Raw genomic sequence first — 21,800 nt, forward strand, 5'->3', positions numbered from 1 at the left:
TGCCCGGGCCGGCCGTGGACCGGATGGATGTGGTGCCCACACATCACCCACCGGTCGCAGGCGGTGCCAGGTGTCGCCTCGATGCCCGGACGAGGCTCGGGAGCGCTCCCATAGCAGCCTAGAGCCGTCCGCAACATCCTCGCAACATGTCGATGCGTCGAAGTGTCCGGCGCGGGTCCGGCCGCCCGACCGCAGGGCGCGGGCGCAGGCCGGCCCCGCGCCCCGGTGAGCGGGGGCGGGGCCGGGGGAGTCGATCTCAGCGGCCCTGCAGGGACCGGACGTTGTCGCCGAAGGTCCAGCCCTTAGCACCGTCCCAGTTCAGCGACCAGGTCATCAGCCCCTTCAGCCCGCCGCGGTAGGTGTTCCACGCCTGCGCCACCGACGACGGCGGCAGGTGTCCGCCGCCGGCACCGGGCTGCGCCGGCAGGCCGGGGACCTGCTTGTCGTACGGGACGCGGATCGTGGTGCCCTGGACGACCAGTCCGGTGTGGAGGCAGTCGGTCTGCGCGGTGAAGCCCTGCACGGTGCCCGCCGGGTAGGAGTCGCCGGAGCAGCCGTACATGCTGCCGTTGTAGTACTGCATGTTCAGCCACCAGAGCCGGCCGTTGTCGGCGTACCGCTTCACGATCGGCAGGTACGCGCCCCAGATGGAGCCGTAGGTGACGCTGCCGCCGGTGACGTACGCGGTCTCCGGGGCCATGGTGAGGCCGAAGCCGGCCGGCATCTGGGCCAGCACCCCGTCGATGATCCGGATCAGGTTCGCCTGGGAGGGGGAGAGCCGGTTGATGTCGCCGCTGCCGATCAGGCCGGTCTCGATGTCGATGTCGATGCCGTCGAAGTTGTACTTCTTCAGGATCGGCACCACCGTGGCGACGAACCGGTCGGCGACCGCCGTCGAGCTGAGGTCGATGCCGGCGGTGGCGCCGCCGATCGACAGCAGGATGGTCAGGCCGGCCGCCTTCGCCTGGCACATCTCGGCGGGGGTGGGCACCTTGACGGTGGCGTCCATGCCGTCCTCCCAGAGCGCCGTGCCGTCGGCGCGGATCACCGGGAAGGCGGCGTTGACCACGTTGTAGCCGTGTCCGATGATCCGCGGGTCGGTGATCGGGATCCAGCCCAGCGGCGGGTGGACGCCGTTGGCGGCGCCGTCCCAGTTCTCCCAGTAGCCCTGCAGCACCTTGCCCGCCGGCCGGGATTTGACCGCGCAGGTCGGCGTGCCGGGCGGCGGGGTGGCGGTCGGCGTCGCGGTCGGCGTCGGTGTGGGCGACGAGGTGCGGGTGGGCGACGGCGTCGGTGTGGGCGTGCCGCCGCCGTCACAGGCGCCGAGGTCCCGCCAGAGCGCCGGCGTGGCTGCCGGGTTCCAGCCGGCGCCCGGCGGTGGCGTGTGGGTCACCAGGGCCTCGTAGCGCCGGCCCGCGTAGCTGACCTGGCTGCCCGCCGGGTAGGTGGTGCCCTCGGCCCAGGCGGGCGCGGTGCAGGCGACGGCCGCGACGTCGGTGGTGGCCGCGGCGAGCCCCTGCGTCGTCGGCAGGGCGGCGGCGGCCGTGGCCAGCGCCAGGCCGGCGGCCAGGGCGGTGAGTGCGGGTCGGAGTCGCATGACATACCTCCTCGTCGATGCGCGGGAGGCTATCAGTTAACTTTGTTAAATGTGAATGTCGCGATGTCTCGGTCCGTCAGGCGCGGCTACGGACGAAGGTCTCCTCGCCCCACGACCCGTCGTCGGCCGCCAGCCGGATCACCAGCCGGTCGCCGGCGCAGCGGTACGAGCCCTCGGAGTCCGCCATCACACCATCCGTCACCTCCCACCCTCGGCGCACCCTTCGGCTCTGCGTGATCAAGAAGTTTGCGTCGGAATCAGCCCCGGACCTGACGCAAACTTCTTGATCACCGAGGCGGGCGGCTCCCGACCGGGCCGGCGCCGGGGTGGGTGCGGGGTGAGGCCCGCCACCCCGGCTCCGCGCCGCGTGGGGCGCGTCCCCGGTGCCGGTACGGTCGTCCGGGCCCGTTGCCCGCCCGCCCGGCGGCGGCGTGCCGCCGATCACTGTCGATCCCCCGAAGGACGGTCACATGCGCGCCACCGTGATCCACGGCCCGAACGACATCCGCGTCGAGGAGGTCCCCGACGCCGCCGTGCGGCACCGGACCGACGCGGTCGTCCGGGTGGTAACCGCCTGCATCTGCGGCAGCGACCTGTGGGCGTACCGGGGGGTGGCCGCCCGCCAGCCGGGGCAGCGCATCGGCCACGAGTTCCTGGGCGTGGTGGAGGCCACCGGCACCGAGGTGACCTCGGTACGCGTGGGTGACCTGGTGGTGGCGCCGTTCGTCTGGTCCGACGGGGTCTGCGACTTCTGCCGCGAGGGCCTGCCCACCTCCTGCCCGCACGGCGGGTTCTGGGGCGAGCCCGGCTCCGACGGCGGGCAGGGCGAGGCCGTCCGCGTCCCGTACGCCGACGGCACGCTGGTGCGGCTCCCCGCCGAGGCCGCCGGCGACGAGCGCCTGCTCACCGCGCTGCTGGCGCTGTCGGACGTGATGTCCACCGGCCACCACGCGGCGCTCGCCGCCCGGGTCCGCCCCGGCGTCACCGTCGCGGTCGTCGGCGACGGCGCGGTGGGGCTCTGCGGGGTGCTGGCCGCCCGGCGGCTCGGTGCCGAGCAGATCATCGCGCTGGGCCGGCACACCGCCCGCACCGACATCGCCCGGGCGTTCGGCGCCACCGACGTGGTCGCCGAGCGCGGCGACGCGGCGGTCGCCGCTGTTCGGGAGCTGACCAAGGGGCAGGGCGCGCACGCCGTGCTGGAGGCCGTCGGCACCGAGGAGTCCATGCGTACGGCGATCTCGATCGCCCGCGACGGTGGCGCGGTCGGCTACGTCGGGGTGCCGCACGGGGGCAGCGCCGGCGTGGACATCCGCCAGATGTTCGGCCGCAACGTCGCCCTCGGCGGCGGGGTCGCTCCGGCCCGCACCTACATCCCGGAGCTGCTCGCCGACGTGCTCGACGGCACCATCGACCCGTCGCCGGTCTTCGACCGGACCGTCACCCTCGACGGGGTGCCCGACGGCTACCGGGCGATGGACGAGCGCACCGCGCTGAAGGTCCGCATCACCTTCTGACCGCCACTACCGCCGGTGACGACGCCGCCTCTGGTGGGCGGCGTCCGCCGTACCGTACGGTGCTCGCCGTGACCGCAGACGATCACTCCTCGACCGGCCCCGTGGCCGTGCTCGCCAACCCCACCGCGGGCCGGGGTCGGCACCGTGGCCTGCTGCCCGCACTGCTGGAGCGGCTGGCCACCGCCGGCCGCCCGGTCGAGCTGCTGAAGGCGGCTACCCCGGCCGAGGCGGAGGCGGCCTGCCACGCCGCGGTCGCCGACGGCGCGGGCGCACTGATCGCGGTCGGTGGCGACGGCACGGTGCACCGGGCGTTGCAGGCGGTCGCCGGTACGGCGGTGCCGTTCGGCCCGGTCCCGGCCGGCACCGGCAACGACTTCGCGGCCGACAACGGCTTCCCGGCCGACCCGTTGGACGCCGTCGAGGTGATCGCCGCCGCGTTGCGCGAGGGGCGCACCCGGCCGGTCGACCTGGCCCGGATGACCGGGGCGGACGGCGGCGACCGCTGGTACGGGGCGGTGCTCGCGGCGGGCTTCGACGCGATCGTCAACGAGCGGGCCAACCGGATGCGCTGGCCGCGCGGTCCCCGCCGCTACGACCTGGCGATCCTGATCGAGCTGGCCCGGCTGCGCCCGCGCCGCTACACGCTGCGCCTGGACGGCGAGGTGCACGAGCTGGACGCGGTGCTGGTGGCGGTCGGCAACGGCGCCAGCTACGGCGGCGGGATGCGGATCTGCCCGGACGCCGACCCCACCGACGGGCTGCTGGACGTGGTGGTCGGCGGGCGGTTCGACCGGCGCACCCTGATGCGGGTCAAGCCGCGCATCTACCAGGGCACCCACGTGACGCACCCGCTGGTGCGCAGCTACCGGGCCCGCACCGTGGAGCTGGCCGCCGAGGGCATCACCACGTACGCCGACGGGGAACGCTCCCTCGACCTGCCGGTGCGGATCACCGCCGTGCCGGGGGCGGTGCGGCTGCTGCGCTGAGCTGTTCCTCGGTGCCGGTGGCCACCGGGCCGGCCGGTGCGGCGTCGGGGTGCTCCGGTCGGTCGGCGGTGCGCGGCGTGCCGGCCCGTACGGCTCCGATGCTGGCGGCGACCACCAGGGCGATGGCGAGCACCTCCGTCACGTGCAGGTCCTGCCCGAGGACCAGCCAGCCGGCGAGCGCGGCGAGCGCCGGGCCGAGGCTCATCAGCACCGCGAAGGTCGAGGTGGCCAGCCGGCGCAGCGCCAGCAGTTCGAGGGTGTAGGGCAGCACCGAGGCGAGCAGCGCCAGCCCGGCGCCGAGCGCCAGCACGGCCGGGTGCCACAGCCGCGTCCCGGCGTCGGCCAGCCCGAACGGCAGGGTGAGCAGGGCCGCGACCGTCATGGCCAGGGCCAGCCCGTCGGCCCGGGGGAACCGGCCGCCGACCCGGGCCGAGCAGACGATGTACGCCGCCCAGAGCGCCCCCGCGCCCAGTGCCAGGTCGGCGCCGACCGGGTTCAGCCGGTCGAACCCGCCCTGGCCGAGCAGCGCCACCCCGGCCAGTGCCAGACCGGCCCAGCACCAGGCGGTCCACCGGTGGGCGGTCAGCACCGAGAGCGTGAGCGGCCCGAGCACCTCCAGGGTCACCGCCGGCCCCAGCGGGATCCGCTCGATGGCCTGGTAGAACACCGAGTTCATGCCGGCCAGGGCGAGCCCGAACAGGACCACCGACGCCCAGTCGCCCCGGCCGTAGCCCCGCAGGCGGGGCCGGCACACCAGCAGCATGAGCAGCGCGCCGATGGTCAGCCGCAGCGTGACCGTGCCGGCCACCCCGGCCCGGGGGAAGAGCAGCGCGGCGACCGCCGAGCCGAAGTGCACCGACAGCGCGCCGCCGAGCACCAGCCCGACCGCCCCCACCTGGCCGGTGCCCCAGCGTCGCAGGATGCGGGCGGGCGTCGACGGGCGGGCGTGGGAGTCCATTCCCGCGACGCTAGTGCGCCCACCGGGCCGGCCCGCAGCCGGTGGCCCGACACGTGCAGGCCCACACACCAGCCACGGCGCTCGCCGCCGCCCGGCCGGCTCACCATGTCGCCGACCTGGCGGTCTCCCGCCCCCTCGGCCACCGCCATGCCGCCGTAGCGGAGTGGGTCACGCCTGCCGGTCGGCGCGCCGGCCGTGTCGCTGACTAGGCGGTTGCCCGCGCGCCTGGATCCCGCCATGCCGCCGTAGCGGAGTAGGTCGCGCGTGCCGGTCGACGCGCCGGCCGTTTCGCTGACCCGGCGGTTGCCCGTGCGCCTGGATCCCGCCACGCCGACGGGACGGAGTGGGTCACGCTTGCCGGTCGGCGCCGGCCAGCCGGTCCAGCCACTCGGCGAGCAGCGCCCGCTCGGCCGGGGTGAGGTCGCCGGCCAGCTGCGGCAGCGCCGCCCGCAGCGCGACGGCGTGGCGGACCGGCCGGTCGGGTGGGCGGATGGCGCGGGCGGCGGGGCTGTCGGCGCAGATCGCCGTGACGACCGCCTCCCGGGTCGCGACCGACAGGCCCGGGTCGCCGCCCTCGATCAGGGTGAGGGTGACGCCACAGCTGGCCGCGTGGACCATCTCGGCCGCCCGGTCCACGTCGACGCGCAGCCGCCCCGCCTCGGCCACCCGCACGACGAGCTGGCGGAAGATGTCGGCGGCCACCCGGGCGGCGGTGGGGCGCGCGCCGGGGCGCGGGTCGCCGTACATCAGGGTGTGGAAGGCCGGGTTGGCCACGCCGAATCCGACGTGCATGTCCCAGCCCCGGCGCAGGTCGTCCACCGGGTCGTCGGCGGGCTCGCGGGTGGCCTGCGCGTGCAGGTGCGCGGCGAAGCCGTAGCTGGCGGCGGCGTCGAGCAGGCCGCGCAGGTCGCCGAACTGGCGGTAGATGGTGGGGGCCTGCACCCCGGCGGCGCGGCTCACCGCGCGGGTGGAGACCGCCGCCCGGCCGCCCTCGGCGAGCAGCGCGGCGGCGGCCCGCACGATCCGGTCCCGGGCCGACGTCTCGGTCACGATAGCGACGGTAACCCCTCGGTGTTAGCGGCCGGTCCTAACGCGATTATCAAGATCCTGTTAGCGCTGATGTATTGCCGCAGGTCAGTCGCGCAGCGTCAGGTCGAGCACCGCGCCGAGGCCGTTGTCCCGGCCCGGGTCGGCGCAGGGCAGCACCAGCACCGCGCAGCCGGCGTTGACCGCGCCGGCGTCGGCCGGGGTGTCGCCCACCATCAGCGTCCGCTCCGGGTCCACGCCGAGCATTCCGCAGGCGCGCAGGAAGATCCCCGGGTCCGGCTTGCAGCGCCCCACCTCGTACGACAGGGCGTACGCGTCGACCAGCCCGTCGAGACCCCAGGCGGCGAAGAGCGGCCGGATGTCGAAGCCGATGTTGCTCACCACCGCCACCTTCACCCCCGCCTTGTGCAGAGCGCCCAGGGTGGCCTCGACGCCCGGGTAGGGCACCCAGCCCTCCGGGACCAGCAGCCGCTCGTAGAGCGCCTCGGCGAAGCCCTCGATGCCGGCGTCCACCGTCTCGGCCAGCCCGGTGTAGGCCCCCCGGTGCGCGTACGGGTACAGATCCCGGTCGGCCCAGAGCTCGGCCAGCCGCGGCGGCACCCGCGCCGGCAGCGGCCCGCCCGCCCGACCCGCGGTGAGCAGCCGGTCGGCCAGCGCGGTGGCCCGCATCCGCTCCAAGGTCACCCCGCACGCGGCAGCCGCCTGGAGTACCCACTCGTGGGGCTCCTCCACCTGGGCCAGGGTGCCGTGGAAGTCGAACAGGACCGCCTCCACGGCGCGGCGGGGCGGACCCGGGCGGACGGCGTCGTCGGCGCCGCTCGGGACAAGGGGCGGTTGGGCATGATCCGGCACGTCGTGCACCCTACCGACCCCCACCGACCACCCCACCGGACGGCCTTGGCGGGTAGCCGTGCGGAGTACGCACTAATCTTGAGGACATGTCGAGCCCCGCCGAGCGGTACGCCGCGGCGCGCCGCCGGGCCGCGCAGGCCTCCCAGTTCCCGGCGCTGGACGAGTTCGCCCTCGATCTGGGGTTCGACCTCGACGACTTCCAGCGCGAGGCGTGCCAGGCCCTGGAGCGGGGCAGCGGCGTGCTGGTCTGCGCTCCCACCGGCGCCGGCAAGACGGTCGTCGGCGAGTTCGCCGTACACCTGGCCCTGCGGGGGACGCCCGCGCGGCCGGCGGCGGCCGGCGGCGGCGAGCAGCCTCCCGCCCGGCGCAAGTGCTTCTATACCACGCCGATCAAGGCGCTGTCCAATCAGAAGTACCACGACCTCGTCGACCGGTACGGCGCCGAGCAGGTCGGCCTGCTCACCGGCGACAACGCGATCAACGGCGACGCCCCCGTGGTGGTGATGACCACCGAGGTGCTGCGCAACATGCTCTACGCCGGCTCGGCCACCCTGGAGGGCCTGGCCTACGTGGTGATGGACGAGGTGCACTACCTCGCCGACCGGTTCCGCGGCGGGGTCTGGGAAGAGGTGATCATCCACCTGCCCGCCTCGGTCACCCTGGTCTCGCTGTCGGCCACCGTCTCCAACGCCGAGGAGTTCGCCGACTGGCTGGTCACGGTGCGCGGCGAGACCGCCGTGGTGGTCAGCGAGCACCGGCCGGTGCCGTTGTGGCAGCACATGCTGGTCGGCAAGCGAATGTTCGACCTGTTCCACGACGCGGACGCGGCCCGCAAGCACGACGTGCACCCGGAGCTGCTGCGCTACACCCGCGACACGGTGCGCCGCCTGGAGCTGGGCGAGGGGCGCAGCGCCGGTCCCGGCGCCGGGCGGCGCGGTCCCCGCTGGCGCGGCCCGATGCGTCCGGACATCGTCGACCGGCTCGACCGCGAGGGGCTGCTGCCGGCGATCCTGTTCATCTTCAGCCGCGCCGGCTGCGCCGCCGCCGTGCAGCAGTGCCTCGCCGCCGGGCTGCGCCTCACCTCGCCCGAGGAGCGCGCCGAGATCCGCCGGGTGGTCGAGTCCCGGGTCACCGCCATCCCCGGCGAGGACCTGACGGTGCTGGGCTACTGGGAGTGGCTCGACGGGCTGGAGCGCGGCCTGGCCGCGCACCACGCCGGCATGCTGCCGGTGTTCAAGGAGGTCGTCGAGGAGCTGTTCGTCCGCGGCCTGGTCAAGGCGGTCTTCGCCACCGAGACCCTCGCGCTGGGGATCAACATGCCGGCCCGCTGCGTGGTGCTGGAACGGCTGGTCAAGTTCAACGGCGAGGCGCACGTCGACCTGACGCCGGGGGAGTACACCCAGCTCACCGGCCGGGCCGGCCGGCGCGGCATCGACGTCGAGGGGCACGCCGTGGTGGTGTGGTCCCCGGAGACCGACCCGCGGCACGTCGCCGGGCTCGCCTCCACCCGGACGTACCCGCTGCGCTCCAGCTTCCGGCCGTCGTACAACATGGCGGTCAACCTGGTCGGCACGGTGGGCGCGGAGCCCGCCCGGGCGCTGCTGGAGTCGTCGTTCGCGCAGTTCCAGGCGGACCGGTCGGTGGTCGGCCTGGCCCGGCAGGTGCAGCGCAACACCGAGACCATCGAGGCGTACGGGGTGGAGGCCGCCTGCCACCACGGCGACTTCGACGAGTACTTCGCGCTGCGGGTGGCGATCGCCGACCGCGAGCGGGCCATCGCCCGGCAGGGGCAGACCCAGCGCAAGGCGGCGGCGGTCGCCTCCCTGGAGCGGCTGCGGGTCGGCGACGTGATCCGGGTGCCGTCCGGCCGTCGGGCCGGGCTCGCCGTCGTCCTCGACCCGGCCACCGGCGGCTTCGGCGAGCCGCGCCCGCTGGTGCTCACCCAGGACCGCTGGGCCGGTCGGGTCAGCCCCGGCGACTTCACCACCCCGGCGGAGGTGCTCGCCCGCATCCGGGTGCCCAAGCACTTCAACCACCGCTCCCCGGGGGCCCGGCGCGACCTCGCCGCCGAGGTCAGCGGCACCGGCCTGGACCGACACGGCGGTCGCCGGGGCGGCCGGTCCCGGCAGGCCGCCGGCGAGGACCACCGGCTCAGCCAGCTCCGCACCGAGCTGCGCCACCACCCCTGCCACGCCTGCCCGGACCGGGAGGAGCACGCCCGCTGGGCGGAGCGGAGCCGCCGGCTGGAGAAGGACACCGAGGAGCTGCGCCAGCGGGTGGCCGGCCGGACCGGCTCGCTGGCCCGGACGTTCGACCGGATCGTCGCGCTGCTCACCGCCCGGGGCTACCTCTCCGCCGACGGCGGGGTCACCGACGCCGGCCGGATGCTCGGCCGGATCTGGACCGAGGCCGACCTGCTGGTCGCCGAGTGCCTGCGCCGGGGCGTCTGGGACGGGCTCTCCCCGGCCGAGCTGGCCGCCGCCGTCTCGGTGGTGGTCTTCGAGGCCCGCCGCGACGTCGACGAGCGGGCCGGGCTGCCGCGCGGTCCGGTCGCCGACGCGGTCGACGAGACGCTCAAGCTGTGGGGGGAGATCGAGGCCGACGAGGCCGGCCGAGGTCTCACCGTCACCCGCGAGCCGGACCTCGGCTTCGCCTGGCCGATCTACCGCTGGGCCCGGGGCGAGGCCCTGGCCAAGGTGCTGGCCAGCGGGCACGAGATCGACGGGGAGATGCCCGCCGGCGACTTCGTGCGCTGGTCCCGGCAGGTCGTCGACCTGCTCGGTCAGCTCGCCGACTCCGGTGGCGCCTCGGCCGACCTGCGGTCCACCGCGCGGCAGGCGATCGCCGCCGTCAACCGCGGCGTGCTGGCATACCACTTCTCCACCTGAGACCCGCGGCGTCCGTCGCCCGTCCCGGCCCGCCCCGCCGGCCGCCCCGGCCGGTGGTCAGGGCCGGTCGGCGAGTGCGTCGACCAGTCGCCGGCAGGAGCCGGCCAGGTTCCACCGCTGCGCCAGCTCCAGCAGCCGCTCCGGCTGCGCGGGCGCCGTCGGCAACGCGGTGGGCAGCGCCGGCAGCGGTACGTCCCGCGCCACCTCCACCACCTTCGGCGCGACCGCCAGGTAGCCCCGGGCCGCGTCCAGCTTGGTGCGCAGCCCCGGCGCGAAGCCGGAACCGGGCTCGTCCAGCGCGGCGAGGATGCCGGCGAGGCCGCCGTACCGGTCGATCAGCCGGGCGGCCGTCTTCTCACCCACCCCGGGCACGCCCGGCAGCCCGTCGCTCGGGTCGCCGCGCAGCGCGGCGAAGTCGGCGTACCGGTCGGCGGGCACCCCGTAGCGGGCGCGGACCGCCGCGTCGTCGCAGTCCTCCAGCTTGGCCACGCCCCGCCCGATGTAGAGCAGCCGCACCCCGCGCACGTCGTCGACGAGCTGGAACAGGTCGCGGTCGCCGGAGACCACCTCCACCGGCGCGTCCTGGGTCACCGACAGCGTGCCGAGCACGTCGTCGGCCTCGTAGCCGGTCGCGCCGACCGCGGTGATGCCGATCGTCTCCAGCACGTCCAGGATCATCGGCACCTGCGGGGAGAGGGTGTCCGGCACGACCTCGCCGCCCTGCGGCGCCACCCGGTGCGCCTTGTACGACGGCAGCAGCTCCACCCGCCAGGCCGGCCGCCAGTCGTGGTCCAGCGCGCAGACCATCCGGTCGGGGCGGCGGGTGCGCACCAGTTGGGCGAGCATGTCGAGGAAGCCGCGGACGGCGTTGACCGGCTGGCCGTCCTCGGTCTTCGCGGCCGACTCGGGAATGCCGAAGTAGGCCCGGAAGTAGAGACTCGGCGCGTCGATCAGCAGGATCGGGGGTCGCTGTGCCACGCCCGACAGCCTGTCACAGCCCTACGACGGTGTGGGGACGTGGCGTGCCGCGCCGACCCGGTCGGCTCCGGTCCGGGCCCTTGCCGTCCCGCCGTGGCTCACCGCTCGTCGTCGTGGCGGTAGAGCGTCTCGCGACGGGCCACATACTGCAGGGCGTAGCTGGCCAGCAGCAGCACGATCGCCAGCACCACCTCGACGCCGGCGAGGACGCCGTCGGCGACGGTCAGCCCGAGCCCGAGCAGCGCCAGGCCGAGCACGGCGAGGATGCCGGCTACGAGCAACCGGCGACGCCGCCCGACCGCGCGCTCCTGCGCCACCGTGCCCCCTTCCGCCGACCGACTCCGGTCCAGGCTATCGGCGACGATCGGCGGGCGGACCGAATCACCGGTGGCCGAGGCCGCACCCGGCAGACCGGCGAACGACGAGAGCGTCGCGTCCGCTCAGCGGGCGCCGACGACGTCCCGGTCCCCGGCCCGGTCGACCGGCAGGTCGGCGAAGTCGCGCAGCCGGCGTACGGGCGAGCGGAGCAGGGCCAGCGGCGCGCAGACCGCGGCGGCGGCGAAGACGAACAGGGTGCCCCGCGCGCCGACGACACCGGCGAGGCCGCCGGCGACCAGCCCGCCGACGGGGATCGCGCCCCAGGAGACGAAGCGGACGGTGGCCATCACCCGGGAGAGCAGCTCGGGTGGGCTGGCCGTCTGCCGGTAGGTGCGGGTGGTCACGCTGAGCACCACCACGCTGCCGGCGAAGACCACGTTGCCGACGGCGAACGCCAGGTACGCCGGCCAGCCGACCCCGAGCGGGACGACGAACGCGCCGGCGACGGAGACCAGGCAGGCGACCAGGACCGATCGGGCGGTGCCCCACCGACCGGTGATCCACGGGGTCAGCGCGGCGCCCACCAGCGACCCGACGCCCTCCACGGCGAGCAGCACGCCGACCAGCACGGCCGGGGCGTGCAGCTCGCGGACGAGGTAGAGCGGGTAGACCGCGAGCTGCGCCCCGCAGACGAAGTTCACCGCGGTGGCGGTCCACATGGTCGGGCCCATGACCGGGTGGCGGGTCACGTACCGCCAGCCCTCGCCGATCATCTGGCGGATCGGGGGCCACCGGTCGGGGGCGTTCGCGCGGCGGGCCGGCAGCGAGCGCAGCAGCGCCGCGGAGACGAGGTAGCTGGCCGCGTCGACCAGCACCGTCGGCACCGCGCCGAGGGCCTGCACCGCGAGCCCGCCCAGCGCGGGGCCGCTGAGCTGGGTGGCGGCGTGTGTGGCCGAGGTCAGGCTGTTGCGGGAGTGCAGCTGCTCGCGGCCGACGATGGCCGGCAGGAAGGTGGAGTTGGCGACGTCGAAGAGCACATTGGCGAAGCTGACCACCAGCGCCACCACGACCAGTTGGGCGACGGTCAGCCACCCCCACCACCAGGCCAGCGGGATGGACGCCACCGCGAGGGCGCGGGCCAGATCGGCGCCGACCTGCGCGCCGCGCAGCGGCAACCGCTGCACGATGACCCCGGCGGGCAGCCCGATCACCAGCCAGGCCACGTAGCCGGCGGCGGCGACCAGGCCCATCTCGAAGGCGGTCGCGTCCAGCACGGTCAGCGCGGTCAGCGGCAGCGCCACCCCGCCGACCGCCGACCCGACCAGGCTGGTCGTGCCGGCGGCCCACCAGCGCCAGAACACTCCGGCTCCCTGCTCGACGGTCATGACCGTCAACCCCCGTCCCCGAGCCAGTGAGTTCCAATCTGGAACGGACTATAGTCGACGGCGGACCGAGCGAGGGGGTGGGTAATTGAGGCGGGCGGACCTCGCCGACGCCGACTGCGGCATCGCCCAGGCCCTCGGCGTGCTGGGCGACTGGTGGACCTTCCTGATCGTGCGCGACGTCGCCGGCGGCACCACCCGCTTCGACGCGCTCCAGCGCGAGCTGGGGGTCAGCCGCCGGGCGCTGACCGAACGACTCGCCGCGCTGGTCGAGCACGGGGTGCTTCGCCGGGAGGCGTACTCGCACCATCCGCCGCGCTACGACTACCTGCTCACGCCGAAGGGGGAGGGGCTGCTGCCGGTGCTGGTCGCCCTTCAGGACTGGGGCAGCCGGCACGTGCTGGGCGACGGGGCCCTCACCGGGACTGCGCGCGCCGACTCCGCCGAGGCCCGCCGGGTGCGCCAGTTCGTCGGCCGCCGGCTGCCGGCGGTCACGCTGCCCCGGCACGACGGCGGCGACGAGCCGCCGGCCGTACCGGGCCGCTGGACGGTGCTCTACCTCTTCCCCGGGGCGTTCGCCCCCGGCGACCAGGGACTCCCGCCGGGCTGGGGGGACATTCCCGGCGCCGTCGGGTGCACGCTGGAGGCCCGCACGTACGCCGACCGGCACGAGCTCATCCGGACCGCCGGCGCCGAGGTGCGGGGCGTGAGCACCCAGCGCCCCGACCAGTTGCAGGCCTTCGCCGGGTACGCCCGGCTGCCGTACCCGCTCCTGTCCGACCAGGACGGGCGGCTCGCGGCGGGGCTGCTGCTGCCGACGTTCCGGGCCGGCGGGGTGGACCGGTTCAAGCGGCTCACCCTGCTGGTCGACCCCGACGCCGTGGTCCGCGCGGTGCAGTTCCCGGTGACCGACCCGGCCGGCTCGGTGGCGGAGATGGTGGAGCTGGTCCGTCAGTCGTGCGGGCTCCCGTCGCCGCACTGACCCGGGTACGCCCGAGCGTCACCCGCCCACCGCCGTCCCCGCCACGCCGGCGCAGCTCACCCCGGTTCGCTCTCCCATGCGGGCCGCTCGCCCAATGGGCATACTTGCGCGGTTGATGGTGTCGCCGGCACGGCTCCGCCCGTGCCCGGCGGCTCGGCGATGGGGGCGAGTGGTGGTCGAACAGACGGTGCCGCGGCGACGCGAGACGGCTCCGAGCGCCGGCGGCCCGATGGCCGATCCGGGCCTGCGGCAGCTGCTGGCGGGCCTGACGGCGGTGCGCGACGGCGACTTCGGCACCCGGCTGCCCGAGGACGCCGACGGGCTGCTCGGCGAGATCGCCACCGTCTTCAACGGCATGGTGGACCAGTTGTCGCTGTTCACCTCCGAGGTCACCCGGGTGGCCCGGGAGGTCGGCACCGAGGGCCAGCTCGGCGGTCAGGCCGAGGTGCCCGGCGTCTCCGGCACCTGGAAGGACCTCACCGACTCGGTCAACGCGATGGCCGGCAACCTCACCGACCAGGTCCGCGACATCGCCGAGGTGGCCACCGCGGTGGCGCGAGGCGACCTGTCGCAGAAGATCACGGTCGACGTGCGCGGCGAGATCCTCGAACTGAAGATCACCATCAACACGATGGTGGACCAGCTGTCGTCGTTCGCCGACGAGGTCACCCGGGTCGCCCGGGAGGTGGGCAGCGAGGGCCGCCTCGGGGGTCAGGCCGAGGTGCCCGGCGTCGCCGGCACCTGGCGCGACCTCACCGACTCGGTGAACTTCATGGCCGGCAACCTGACCAGCCAGGTCCGCAACATCGCCCAGGTCACCACCGCCGTGGCCCGGGGCGACCTGTCGCAGAAGATCACCGTCGACGCCCGCGGCGAGATCCTGGAGCTCAAGAGCACCATCAACACGATGGTGGACCAGTTGTCGTCGTTCGCCGACGAGGTCACCCGGGTCGCTCGGGAGGTCGGCACCGACGGGCGGCTCGGCGGCCAGGCCCAGGTCAGCGGCGTCGCCGGCACCTGGCGCGACCTGACCGACTCGGTCAACTCGATGGCCGGCAACCTCACCGACCAGGTGCGCAGCATCGCCCAGGTGGCCACCGCGGTGGCGCGGGGTGACCTGTCGCAGAAGATCACCGTCACCGCGCACGGCGAGATCCTGGAGCTGAAGAGCACCATCAACACGATGGTGGACCAGCTGTCGTCGTTCGCCGACGAGGTCACCCGGGTCGCCCGCGAGGTGGGCACCGAGGGTCGCCTCGGCGGCCAGGCCGACGTGAAGGGCGTCTCCGGCACCTGGAAGGACCTCACCGAGTCGGTCAACGTCATGGCCGACAACCTCACCGCGCAGGTGCGCAGCATCGCGGAGGTCACCACCGCGGTCGCCAAGGGCGACCTGACGCAGAAGATCCGGGTCGACGCGCGGGGGGAGATCCTGGCGCTGAAGGAGACCATCAACACGATGGTCGACCAGCTCTCCGCGTTCGCCGACGAGGTGACCCGGGTGGCGCGCGAGGTCGGCACCGAGGGGCGGCTGGGCGGTCAGGCCCGGGTCTCCAACGTGGGCGGCACCTGGAAGGACCTGACCGACAACGTCAACGAGATGGCCAACAACCTGACCAACCAGGTGCGCTCGATCGCCCTGGTCGCCACCGCCGTCGCCCAGGGCGACCTGAGCCGGCAGATCACCGTCGAGGCCAAGGGTGAGGTCGCGGTCCTGGCCCAGACCATCAACACGATGGTCGGCACGCTGAGCGCCTTCGCCGACGAGGTGACCCGGGTGGCGCGCGAGGTGGGCACCGAGGGACGCCTCGGCGGTCAGGCCCGGGTGCCCAACGTCGCGGGCACCTGGAAGGACCTCACCGACAACGTCAACTCGATGGCGAACAACCTCACCGGCCAGGTCCGCAACATCGCCCAGGTCACCACGGCGGTGGCGCAGGGCGACCTGACCAAGAAGATCGACGTCGACGCCCGCGGCGAGATCCTGGAACTGAAGACCACCATCAACACGATGGTCGACCAGCTCTCCAGCTTCGCCGCCGAGGTCACCCGGGTGGCCCGGGAGGTGGGCAGCGAGGGCCGCCTCGGCGGTCAGGCCGAGGTCGAGGGCGTCTCCGGCACCTGGAAGCGGCTCACCGAGAACGTCAACGAGCTGGCCGGCAACCTGACCCGCCAGGTGCGGGCGATCGCCGAGGTGACCAGCGCCGTCGCCACCGGCGACCTGACCCGGTCCATCACTGTGGACGCCCCGGGCGAGGTCGGCGAGCTGAAGGACAACATCAACTCGATGGTGGAGTCGCTGCGCGAGACCACCCGCACCAACCAGGAACAGGACTGGCTCAAGACCAACCTGGCCCGCATCTCCGGGCTCATGCAGGGCCACCGCGACCTCGAGGTGGTCGCCGGTCTGGTGATGAACGAGCTGGCGCCGCTGGTCTCCGCGCAGCTCGGCACGTTCCTGCTGGTCGACGACCTCGCCGAGGGCAAGGCGCTGCGGGTCGTCGGCGGCTACGGGCACGACGCCACCCGGCGCCGCTACGTCCTCGGCGACTCCCTCGTCGGCCAGGTGGCGGTGAGCAAGCAGGCCATCGTGGTCGACGCGGTGCCGGCCGACTACGTGACCGTCTCGTCCAGCCTGGGGGCCGCCGCCCCGCTTCACCTGGTGGTGCTGCCGGTGCTCTTCGAGGACCAGGTGCTCGGTGTCATCGAGCTGGCCAGCATGAGCCGGTTCACCGACACCCAGCGCGACTTCCTCGACCAGCTCACCGAGACCATCGGGGTGAACGTCAACACCATCGTCGCCAACGCCCGTACCGATATCCTGCTCACCGAGTCCCAGCGCCTCGCGGCCGAGCTGCGGACCCGGTCGGAGGAGCTGCAGGCCCGCTCCGAGGAGCTGCAGCGTTCCAACGCCGAGCTGGAGGACAAGGCGGCGCTGCTGGCCCGGCAGAACCACGACATCGAGACGAAGAACTCCGAGATCGAGCAGGCCCGCCAGGAGCTGGAGGCGCGCGCCCAGCAGCTCGCGCTCGCCTCGAAGTACAAGTCCGAGTTCCTGGCCAACATGAGCCACGAGCTGCGTACCCCGCTGAACTCGCTGCTCATCCTGGCCCAGCTGCTCGCGCAGAACCCGAACCGCAACCTGACCAGCAAGCAGGTCGAGTACGCGACGGTCATCCACTCCGCCGGCACCGACCTGTTGCAGCTGATCAACGACATCCTCGACCTGTCGAAGGTCGAGGCCGGCAAGATGGACATCAACCCGGAGACCTTCGACCTGTCCGTCCTGCGCGACTACGTCGACGCCACCTTCCGCCCGCTGACCACGCCGCGTGGGCTGGAGCTGGACATCGTCACCGGCCCGGACGTGCCCACCACCCTGCACACCGACGAGCAGCGGCTGCGCCAGGTGCTGCGCAACCTGGTCTCCAACGCGGTCAAGTTCACCGAGCAGGGCAGCGTGCAGCTGCGCATCGAGCGGGCCCGGCCGGACGAGCTGCCCGGCGGCGTCGAGCCGGCGGAGCCCGTCATCGCGTTCCGGGTGATCGACACCGGCATCGGCATCGCCGAGCAGCACCTGACCGCCATCTTCGACGCGTTCCAGCAGGCCGACGGCACCACCAGCCGCCGGTACGGGGGCACCGGCCTCGGTCTCTCCATCAGCCGCGAGATCGCCCACCTGCTGGGCGGCCGGATCACCGCGCAGAGCGTCCTGGGCCAGGGCAGCACCTTCACCCTCTACCTGCCCGCCACCGTCGTCGGGCCGTACGGCGTCGAGGCCGCCGGCCCGGTCGGCGGTCACCTGGTCGGGACGGCGGAGCCGGACACCTACCGGCGTACCGAGCAGCGGCGCCTGCTGGTGCTCGAGGGACACGACAACGGCCTGCTCACCATGCTCGCCCAGGGCGTCGCGGCGGGGCCGGCGGAGCACGCGGTTGACGTGTCCACGGCGGTGGACACGACGTCGGCGATCGAGGCGCTCGCCGCGCACCGGCATCACCTGCTGGTGCTGCACCTGGACATGTCCGTCGAGGGCGGGACGGCCCTGCTCAAGGCGCTCGACGACCACCCGGACCTGCACCGCCTGCCGGTGCTGGCCTACCACGGGCAGCCGCTGACCGCCGGCCAGGAGACGCTGCTCCAGGCCATCGCCAAGGACCGGCCGCTGGAGGTGCTGCGCAGCCTGGACGACCTGCGCGAGCGCATCGCCCTGCACCTGTCGGCGGAGAGCCCCGAGCGGGTCGTGCCGCTCACGCCCCCCACCGCCGACGCCGCGCTGGCCGGGGACGCGTTCGCCGCGGCGCTGACCGGGCGCAAGGTTCTCGTCGTCGACGACGACGCCCGCAACGTCTTCGCGCTGACCAACATCCTGGAACTGCACGGCATCGACGTCGTCTACGCCGAGAACGGCCGCAAGGGCATCGAGACGCTGATGCGCCACGACGACATCGACCTGGTGCTGATGGACGTCATGATGCCGGAGATGGACGGGTACGCCGCCACGGCGGCGATCCGGGCCATGCCCCGCTACGCCGAACTGCCGATCATCGCCGTCACCGCCAAGGCGATGCACGGCGACCGGGAGAAGAGCATCTCCTCCGGCGCCAGCGACTACGTCACCAAGCCGGTCGACGCCGACGACCTGCTGCACTGCATCCACCGCTGGCTCAGCAGCTGACGCCGCCGTCCGCCTCCCGGGACCCCGTGCCCTGGGAGGCGGACGTTTTTCCCGACGCGCCCGTCCGGCCCGCCACCAGCCCTAGCATCGGATCCAGTCGGCGGGACGGACGGGTGGTGGTGCCGTGCGGTTCTCGGCGCGCGGCCCGGCGGCCCGGGTTGCGCGGGACCATCCGGCCACCACCTTCGAGATCTTCTTCGACCTCGTCTTCGTCTTCGCGCTCACCCGGATCATCGCGTTCATGGGGCAGCCGCCGTCCCCGCAGTCCATGGCGCGGGGACTGCTCCTGCTCGTGCTGCTCTGGTTCTCCTGGTCGTCGTACGCGTGGTTGGGCAACCAGACACCCGCGGACGTCGGCGTGGTCCGCGTGGGTGTCCTGGCTGCCATGGCCGCGTTCTTCGTCGCCGCCCTGGTCATGCCGCAGGCCTGGTCGTCCGGCCCGGGCCTCGGCGGTCCGCTGCTGCTGACGCTGGCCTACGTGCTGCTGCGCGCGGTGCACCTGGCGCTCTACTACTGGGCGGCGGCGGCGACGCCGGGCCTGCGCACCCGGATCCGGTCTTCGCGGCGGCCAGCGCCGTGGGCTGGCTGCCGCTCGTGCTCGGCGCGCTGCTCGGCGGCGCGGCGCAGTCGGCGCTCTGGGTGCTGGCGTTCGCGGTCGAGGTCGGCGGGCAGCGGCTCGCCCACGCCTTCCGCGGTGGCTGGCCGCTGCGCAACCCGCACCACTTCGCCGAACGGCACGGGCTGGTCCTGATCATCGCGCTGGGCGAATCGCTGGTCGCCGCCGGTGTCGGCGCCGGATCGGCCGTGACCCGGCCGCCGGTGCTCGGCGCGGCGCTGGTCGGGCTCGCGGTGATCGTCTGCCTGTGGTGGCTCTACTTCGACCACGTCGCGCCCGCCGCCGAGCGGACGCTCGACCTGTCGACGGGGGACCGCCGGGACCGGATCGCCAGCGACGCCTACAGCCTCTCCCACCTGCTGCTCGTCGTCGGCGTCATCTACGTCGCGCTCGGCGTCGAGGAGGTGCTGACCGTCGTGCACGGCGCGCCGCCGGCCGCCGGGTCGATGAGCTGGCCCGGCGTCACCGCCCTGTACGGCGGGACGGCGCTGTTCCTGGTCGGCCGGTTGCTCTTCCTGCGGTTCTCGGCGCATCAGGTGCGCCGGGCCCAGGTGGCCCTCGTCGGTGTCATCCTGGCGCTGCTGCCGCTCGGTCATGCCCTGCCCGCGGTGGTGGCGCTCGGCCTGCTCGCCGTGGTCCTCCTGGTCACCGCCGTGCAGGAGCGGCGGCACCGGGCCCGGCCCGGGGCGGGTGCGTCCGAACCGGCGACCGACTCCCGGGAGCGCCCAAACGACCGTTAAGCTGACGGGATGGGAACCGCCGAGCTGTATCCGCCCGACCGGCTGGCCGCCGCGCGCCGCGTCACCGCCGCCGCCGGCCTGGACGCGCTGCTGCTCACGCCCGGCTCCGACCTGCGCTACCTGACCGGCTACGACGCGCACTTGGGGGAGCGGCTGACCTGCCTGGTGCTGCCCGCCGAGGGCGAGCCGACTCTGATCGTCCCCACCCTGGAACGGCCGGCCGCCGAGGCGTCCCCGGCGCCGGCCACCGGCGTGCGCATCGTCGACCACGCCGACGGCACCGACCCGTACCCGCTGGTCACCGCCGCCCTCGGCGGACCGGTCGCGGCGGTCGGGCTGGCCGACCGGATGTGGGCCGAGCAGGTCCTCGCGCTGCGCGCCGCGCTGCCCGACGCTGCCCAGCGGCTGGCCGGGGAGGTGCTGCGCGAGTTGCGGGTGCGCAAGTCGCCCGCCGAGGTCGCCGCCCTGGCGGAGGCGGGCGCCGCGATCGACGCGGTGCACGCAAGGATGGGTGAGTGGCTGCGGCCGGGGCGGACCGAGGCCGAGGTGGCCACCGACATCGCCGCGGCGATCCGCGCCGCCGGCCACGCGACCGTGGACTTCGTCATCGTCGCCGCCGGTCCGAACGGCGCCAGCCCGCACCACGGCACCTCGGACCGCCCGATCCAGGCCGGCGAACCGGTCGTCGTCGACATCGGCGGCACCATGCCCTCGGGCTACTGCTCCGATTCGACCCGCACCTACCTGGCCGGCGGGCGCGCCCCGGCCGAGTTCACCGACTACTACCAGGTGCTGCACGCGGCGCAGCGCGCCGCCGTGGCCGCGGTCCGGCCCGGCGTGACCGCCGAGGCGGTCGACGCGGCCGCCCGCGAGCCGATCACCACCGCCGGGTACGGCGACGCCTTCCTGCACCGCACCGGCCACGGCATCGGCCTGGACGGGCACGAGGAGCCGTACGTCGTCGCCGGCAACTCCCGGCCGTTGGAGCCCGGCATGGCGTTCTCCATCGAGCCCGGCATCTACCTCGCGGGCCGACACGGCGCCCGCATCGAGGACATCGTCGTCTGCACAACGGACGGCGTGCACCGGCTCAACACCACCCCCACGGAGCTCATCGCGCTATGACTGTCGACCGGATCCTCCCCACCGACGAGGCCCACGACCTGCTCGACCTCGCCACCGAACTCGCCGACCGCGAGCTGGCCCCCCGGGCCGCTGGGTTCGAGGAGCGCGCCGAGTTCCCCCGGGAGGTGCTGCGCACCCTGGGCCGGGCCGGCCTGCTCGGCCTGCCCTACGCCGAGGAGCACGGCGGTGCCGCCCAGCCGTACGAGGTCTACCTCCAGGTGCTGGAGATCCTGGCCAGCCGCTGGCTCGCCGTGGCCGAGGCGGTCAGCGTGCACACCCTGTCCTGCTACCCGGTGGCCCAGTTCGGCAACGACGCCCAGCGCAAGCTGCTGCCCGACATGATCGGCGGGGAGCTGCTCGGGGCGTACTGCCTCTCCGAGCCGCAGGGTGGCTCGGACGCGGCGGCGATGACCACGAAGGCCGTCCGCGACGGTGACTCGTACGTCGTCTCCGGCACCAAGGCGTGGATCACGCACGCCCGGGTCGCGGACTTCTACAACATCTTCTGCCGCACCGGCGGTCCCGGCCCGAAGGGCATCTCCTGCCTGTTGGCCGACCGGAACACCCCGGGCCTGCACCCGCAGGCCGCCGAACGGACCATGGGCCTGCACGCCTCCCCGGTCGCGCAGATCGCCTTCGACGACGCCCGGGTGCCCGCCGACCGGCTGATCGGCGGCGAGGGCATGGGCTTCACCATCGCCATGTCGGCCCTGGACTCCGGCCGGCTCGGCATCGCCGCCTGCGCGGTCGGGCTGGCCCAGGCCGCCCTCGACTACGCGGTCGGCTACGCGAAGGAACGGCGGCAGTTCGGCCAGGCGATCATCGACTTCCAGGGGCTCGGCTTCAACCTCGCCGACCTGGCCACGCAGATCTCCGCCGCCCGGGCGCTGACGCTCTCCGCCGCCCGGCTGCGCGACGCCGGCCGGCCGTACTCGATCGAGGCGGCGAAGGCGAAGCTCTTCGCCACCGACGTGGCGATGCGGGTGACCACCGACGCGGTGCAGGTGCTCGGCGGCGCCGGATACGTGGCCGACCACCCGGTGGAGCGGTACATGCGCGAGGCGAAGGTGCTCCAGATCGTCGAGGGCACCAACCAGATCCAGCGGCTGGTGATCTCCCGGGCGCTGGCGAAGAGCTAG

General features: G+C 74.2%; 14 protein-coding genes and 1 pseudogene. 8 read left to right on the forward strand and 7 right to left on the reverse strand.

Translation table 11 applies throughout. The features are described from left to right. Positions 1 to 256 precede the first annotated feature (256 nt). Positions 257 to 1,597, reverse strand: coding sequence for a carbohydrate-binding protein (locus tag ACTWM8_RS14535; RefSeq protein WP_446214299.1), 1,341 nt, complete (start codon positions 1,595 to 1,597; stop codon positions 257 to 259). 470 nt (positions 1,598 to 2,067) lie between these two features. Between ACTWM8_RS14535 and ACTWM8_RS14540 the strand changes: the two genes are divergently transcribed. Next, positions 2,068 to 3,111 carry a zinc-dependent alcohol dehydrogenase family protein gene (locus ACTWM8_RS14540; RefSeq protein WP_446214300.1) on the forward strand — a complete coding sequence of 348 codons (1,044 nt, stop codon included), beginning with the start codon at positions 2,068 to 2,070 and terminating at the stop codon, positions 3,109 to 3,111. A gap of 59 nt (positions 3,112 to 3,170) precedes the next feature. Beyond that, entirely contained in the window at positions 3,171 to 4,097 is a 927-nt protein-coding gene (locus tag ACTWM8_RS14545; RefSeq protein ID WP_446214301.1) for a diacylglycerol kinase family protein, read from the forward strand. Here ACTWM8_RS14545 and ACTWM8_RS14550 read toward each other — a convergent pair. The 3 genes from ACTWM8_RS14550 to ACTWM8_RS14560 all read right to left on the reverse strand — a co-directional run bounded on the left by ACTWM8_RS14550 (position 4,060) and on the right by ACTWM8_RS14560 (position 6,876). Then, on the reverse strand, positions 4,060 to 5,055 hold the full coding sequence (locus ACTWM8_RS14550; protein WP_446214302.1) for an EamA family transporter: 996 nt from the start codon (positions 5,053 to 5,055) through the stop codon (positions 4,060 to 4,062). The two genes, ACTWM8_RS14545 and ACTWM8_RS14550, sit on opposite strands and share 38 nt — an antisense overlap. Positions 5,056 to 5,403: 348 nt before the next feature. Next, positions 5,404 to 6,105, reverse strand: a complete 702-nt coding sequence (locus tag ACTWM8_RS14555; protein WP_446214303.1) for a TetR/AcrR family transcriptional regulator — start codon at positions 6,103 to 6,105, stop codon at positions 5,404 to 5,406. Between the two features lie 84 nt (positions 6,106 to 6,189). Beyond that, positions 6,190 to 6,876: an HAD family hydrolase gene (locus ACTWM8_RS14560; protein WP_446214555.1), complete on the reverse strand. Its 687-nt coding sequence runs from the start codon at positions 6,874 to 6,876 to the stop codon at positions 6,190 to 6,192. 164 nt (positions 6,877 to 7,040) lie between these two features. Here ACTWM8_RS14560 and ACTWM8_RS14565 point away from each other — a divergent pair, with 164 nt between their 5' ends. After that, positions 7,041 to 9,842, forward strand: a complete 2,802-nt coding sequence (locus ACTWM8_RS14565) for a DEAD/DEAH box helicase (protein WP_446214304.1) — start codon at positions 7,041 to 7,043, stop codon at positions 9,840 to 9,842. A gap of 57 nt (positions 9,843 to 9,899) precedes the next feature. On the opposite strand, the gene ACTWM8_RS14570 is transcribed toward ACTWM8_RS14565, so the two are convergent. The 3 genes from ACTWM8_RS14570 to ACTWM8_RS14580 all read right to left on the reverse strand — a co-directional run bounded on the left by ACTWM8_RS14570 (position 9,900) and on the right by ACTWM8_RS14580 (position 12,523). Then, a complete protein-coding gene (locus ACTWM8_RS14570) occupies positions 9,900 to 10,820 on the reverse strand; it encodes a 5'-3' exonuclease (protein ID WP_446214305.1) in 921 nt (306 codons plus the stop codon). Between the two features lie 98 nt (positions 10,821 to 10,918). Beyond that, on the reverse strand, positions 10,919 to 11,137 hold the full coding sequence (locus ACTWM8_RS14575) for a hypothetical protein (protein ID WP_446214306.1): 219 nt from the start codon (positions 11,135 to 11,137) through the stop codon (positions 10,919 to 10,921). Between the two features lie 123 nt (positions 11,138 to 11,260). Next, positions 11,261 to 12,523 carry an MFS transporter gene (locus ACTWM8_RS14580; RefSeq protein WP_446214307.1) on the reverse strand — a complete coding sequence of 421 codons (1,263 nt, stop codon included), beginning with the start codon at positions 12,521 to 12,523 and terminating at the stop codon, positions 11,261 to 11,263. Positions 12,524 to 12,608: 85 nt separating this feature from the next. Between ACTWM8_RS14580 and ACTWM8_RS14585 the strand changes: the two genes are divergently transcribed. The 5 genes and pseudogenes from ACTWM8_RS14585 to ACTWM8_RS14605 all read left to right on the forward strand — a co-directional run bounded on the left by ACTWM8_RS14585 (position 12,609) and on the right by ACTWM8_RS14605 (position 21,800). Next, entirely contained in the window at positions 12,609 to 13,502 is an 894-nt protein-coding gene (locus ACTWM8_RS14585; protein WP_446214308.1) for a winged helix-turn-helix transcriptional regulator, read from the forward strand. A gap of 229 nt (positions 13,503 to 13,731) precedes the next feature. Continuing rightward, a complete protein-coding gene (locus ACTWM8_RS14590) occupies positions 13,732 to 18,180 on the forward strand; it encodes a HAMP domain-containing protein (RefSeq protein WP_446214556.1) in 4,449 nt (1,482 codons plus the stop codon). Between the two features lie 124 nt (positions 18,181 to 18,304). Next, positions 18,305 to 19,536 (forward strand): annotated as a pseudogene (locus tag ACTWM8_RS14595) (low temperature requirement protein A). 9 nt (positions 19,537 to 19,545) lie between these two features. Continuing rightward, positions 19,546 to 20,661 (forward strand): M24 family metallopeptidase, encoded by a 1,116-nt coding sequence (locus ACTWM8_RS14600; RefSeq protein ID WP_446214309.1) that lies wholly within the window; start codon positions 19,546 to 19,548, stop codon positions 20,659 to 20,661. After that, entirely contained in the window at positions 20,658 to 21,800 is a 1,143-nt protein-coding gene (locus ACTWM8_RS14605) for an acyl-CoA dehydrogenase family protein (protein WP_446214310.1), read from the forward strand. Before ACTWM8_RS14600 ends, ACTWM8_RS14605 begins: the two co-directional genes overlap by 4 nt.

This window comes from Micromonospora sp. IBSANI012 (assembly GCF_052814045.1).

Excerpts from the sequence above, each read along its gene's own strand:
- ACTWM8_RS14535 (WP_446214299.1), bottom strand. The coding sequence starts at position 1,597 with ATGCGACTCCGACCCGCACTCACCGCCCTGGCCGCCGGCCTGGCGCTG.
- ACTWM8_RS14540 (WP_446214300.1), top strand. The coding sequence starts at position 2,068 with ATGCGCGCCACCGTGATCCACGGCCCGAACGACATCCGCGTCGAGGAG.
- ACTWM8_RS14550 (WP_446214302.1), bottom strand. The coding sequence starts at position 5,055 with ATGGACTCCCACGCCCGCCCGTCGACGCCCGCCCGCATCCTGCGACGC.
- ACTWM8_RS14565 (WP_446214304.1), top strand. The coding sequence starts at position 7,041 with ATGTCGAGCCCCGCCGAGCGGTACGCCGCGGCGCGCCGCCGGGCCGCG.
- ACTWM8_RS14580 (WP_446214307.1), bottom strand. The coding sequence starts at position 12,523 with ATGACCGTCGAGCAGGGAGCCGGAGTGTTCTGGCGCTGGTGGGCCGCC.
- ACTWM8_RS14590 (WP_446214556.1), top strand. The coding sequence starts at position 13,732 with ATGGCCGATCCGGGCCTGCGGCAGCTGCTGGCGGGCCTGACGGCGGTG.
- ACTWM8_RS14600 (WP_446214309.1), top strand. The coding sequence starts at position 19,546 with ATGGGAACCGCCGAGCTGTATCCGCCCGACCGGCTGGCCGCCGCGCGC.
- ACTWM8_RS14605 (WP_446214310.1), top strand. The coding sequence starts at position 20,658 with ATGACTGTCGACCGGATCCTCCCCACCGACGAGGCCCACGACCTGCTC.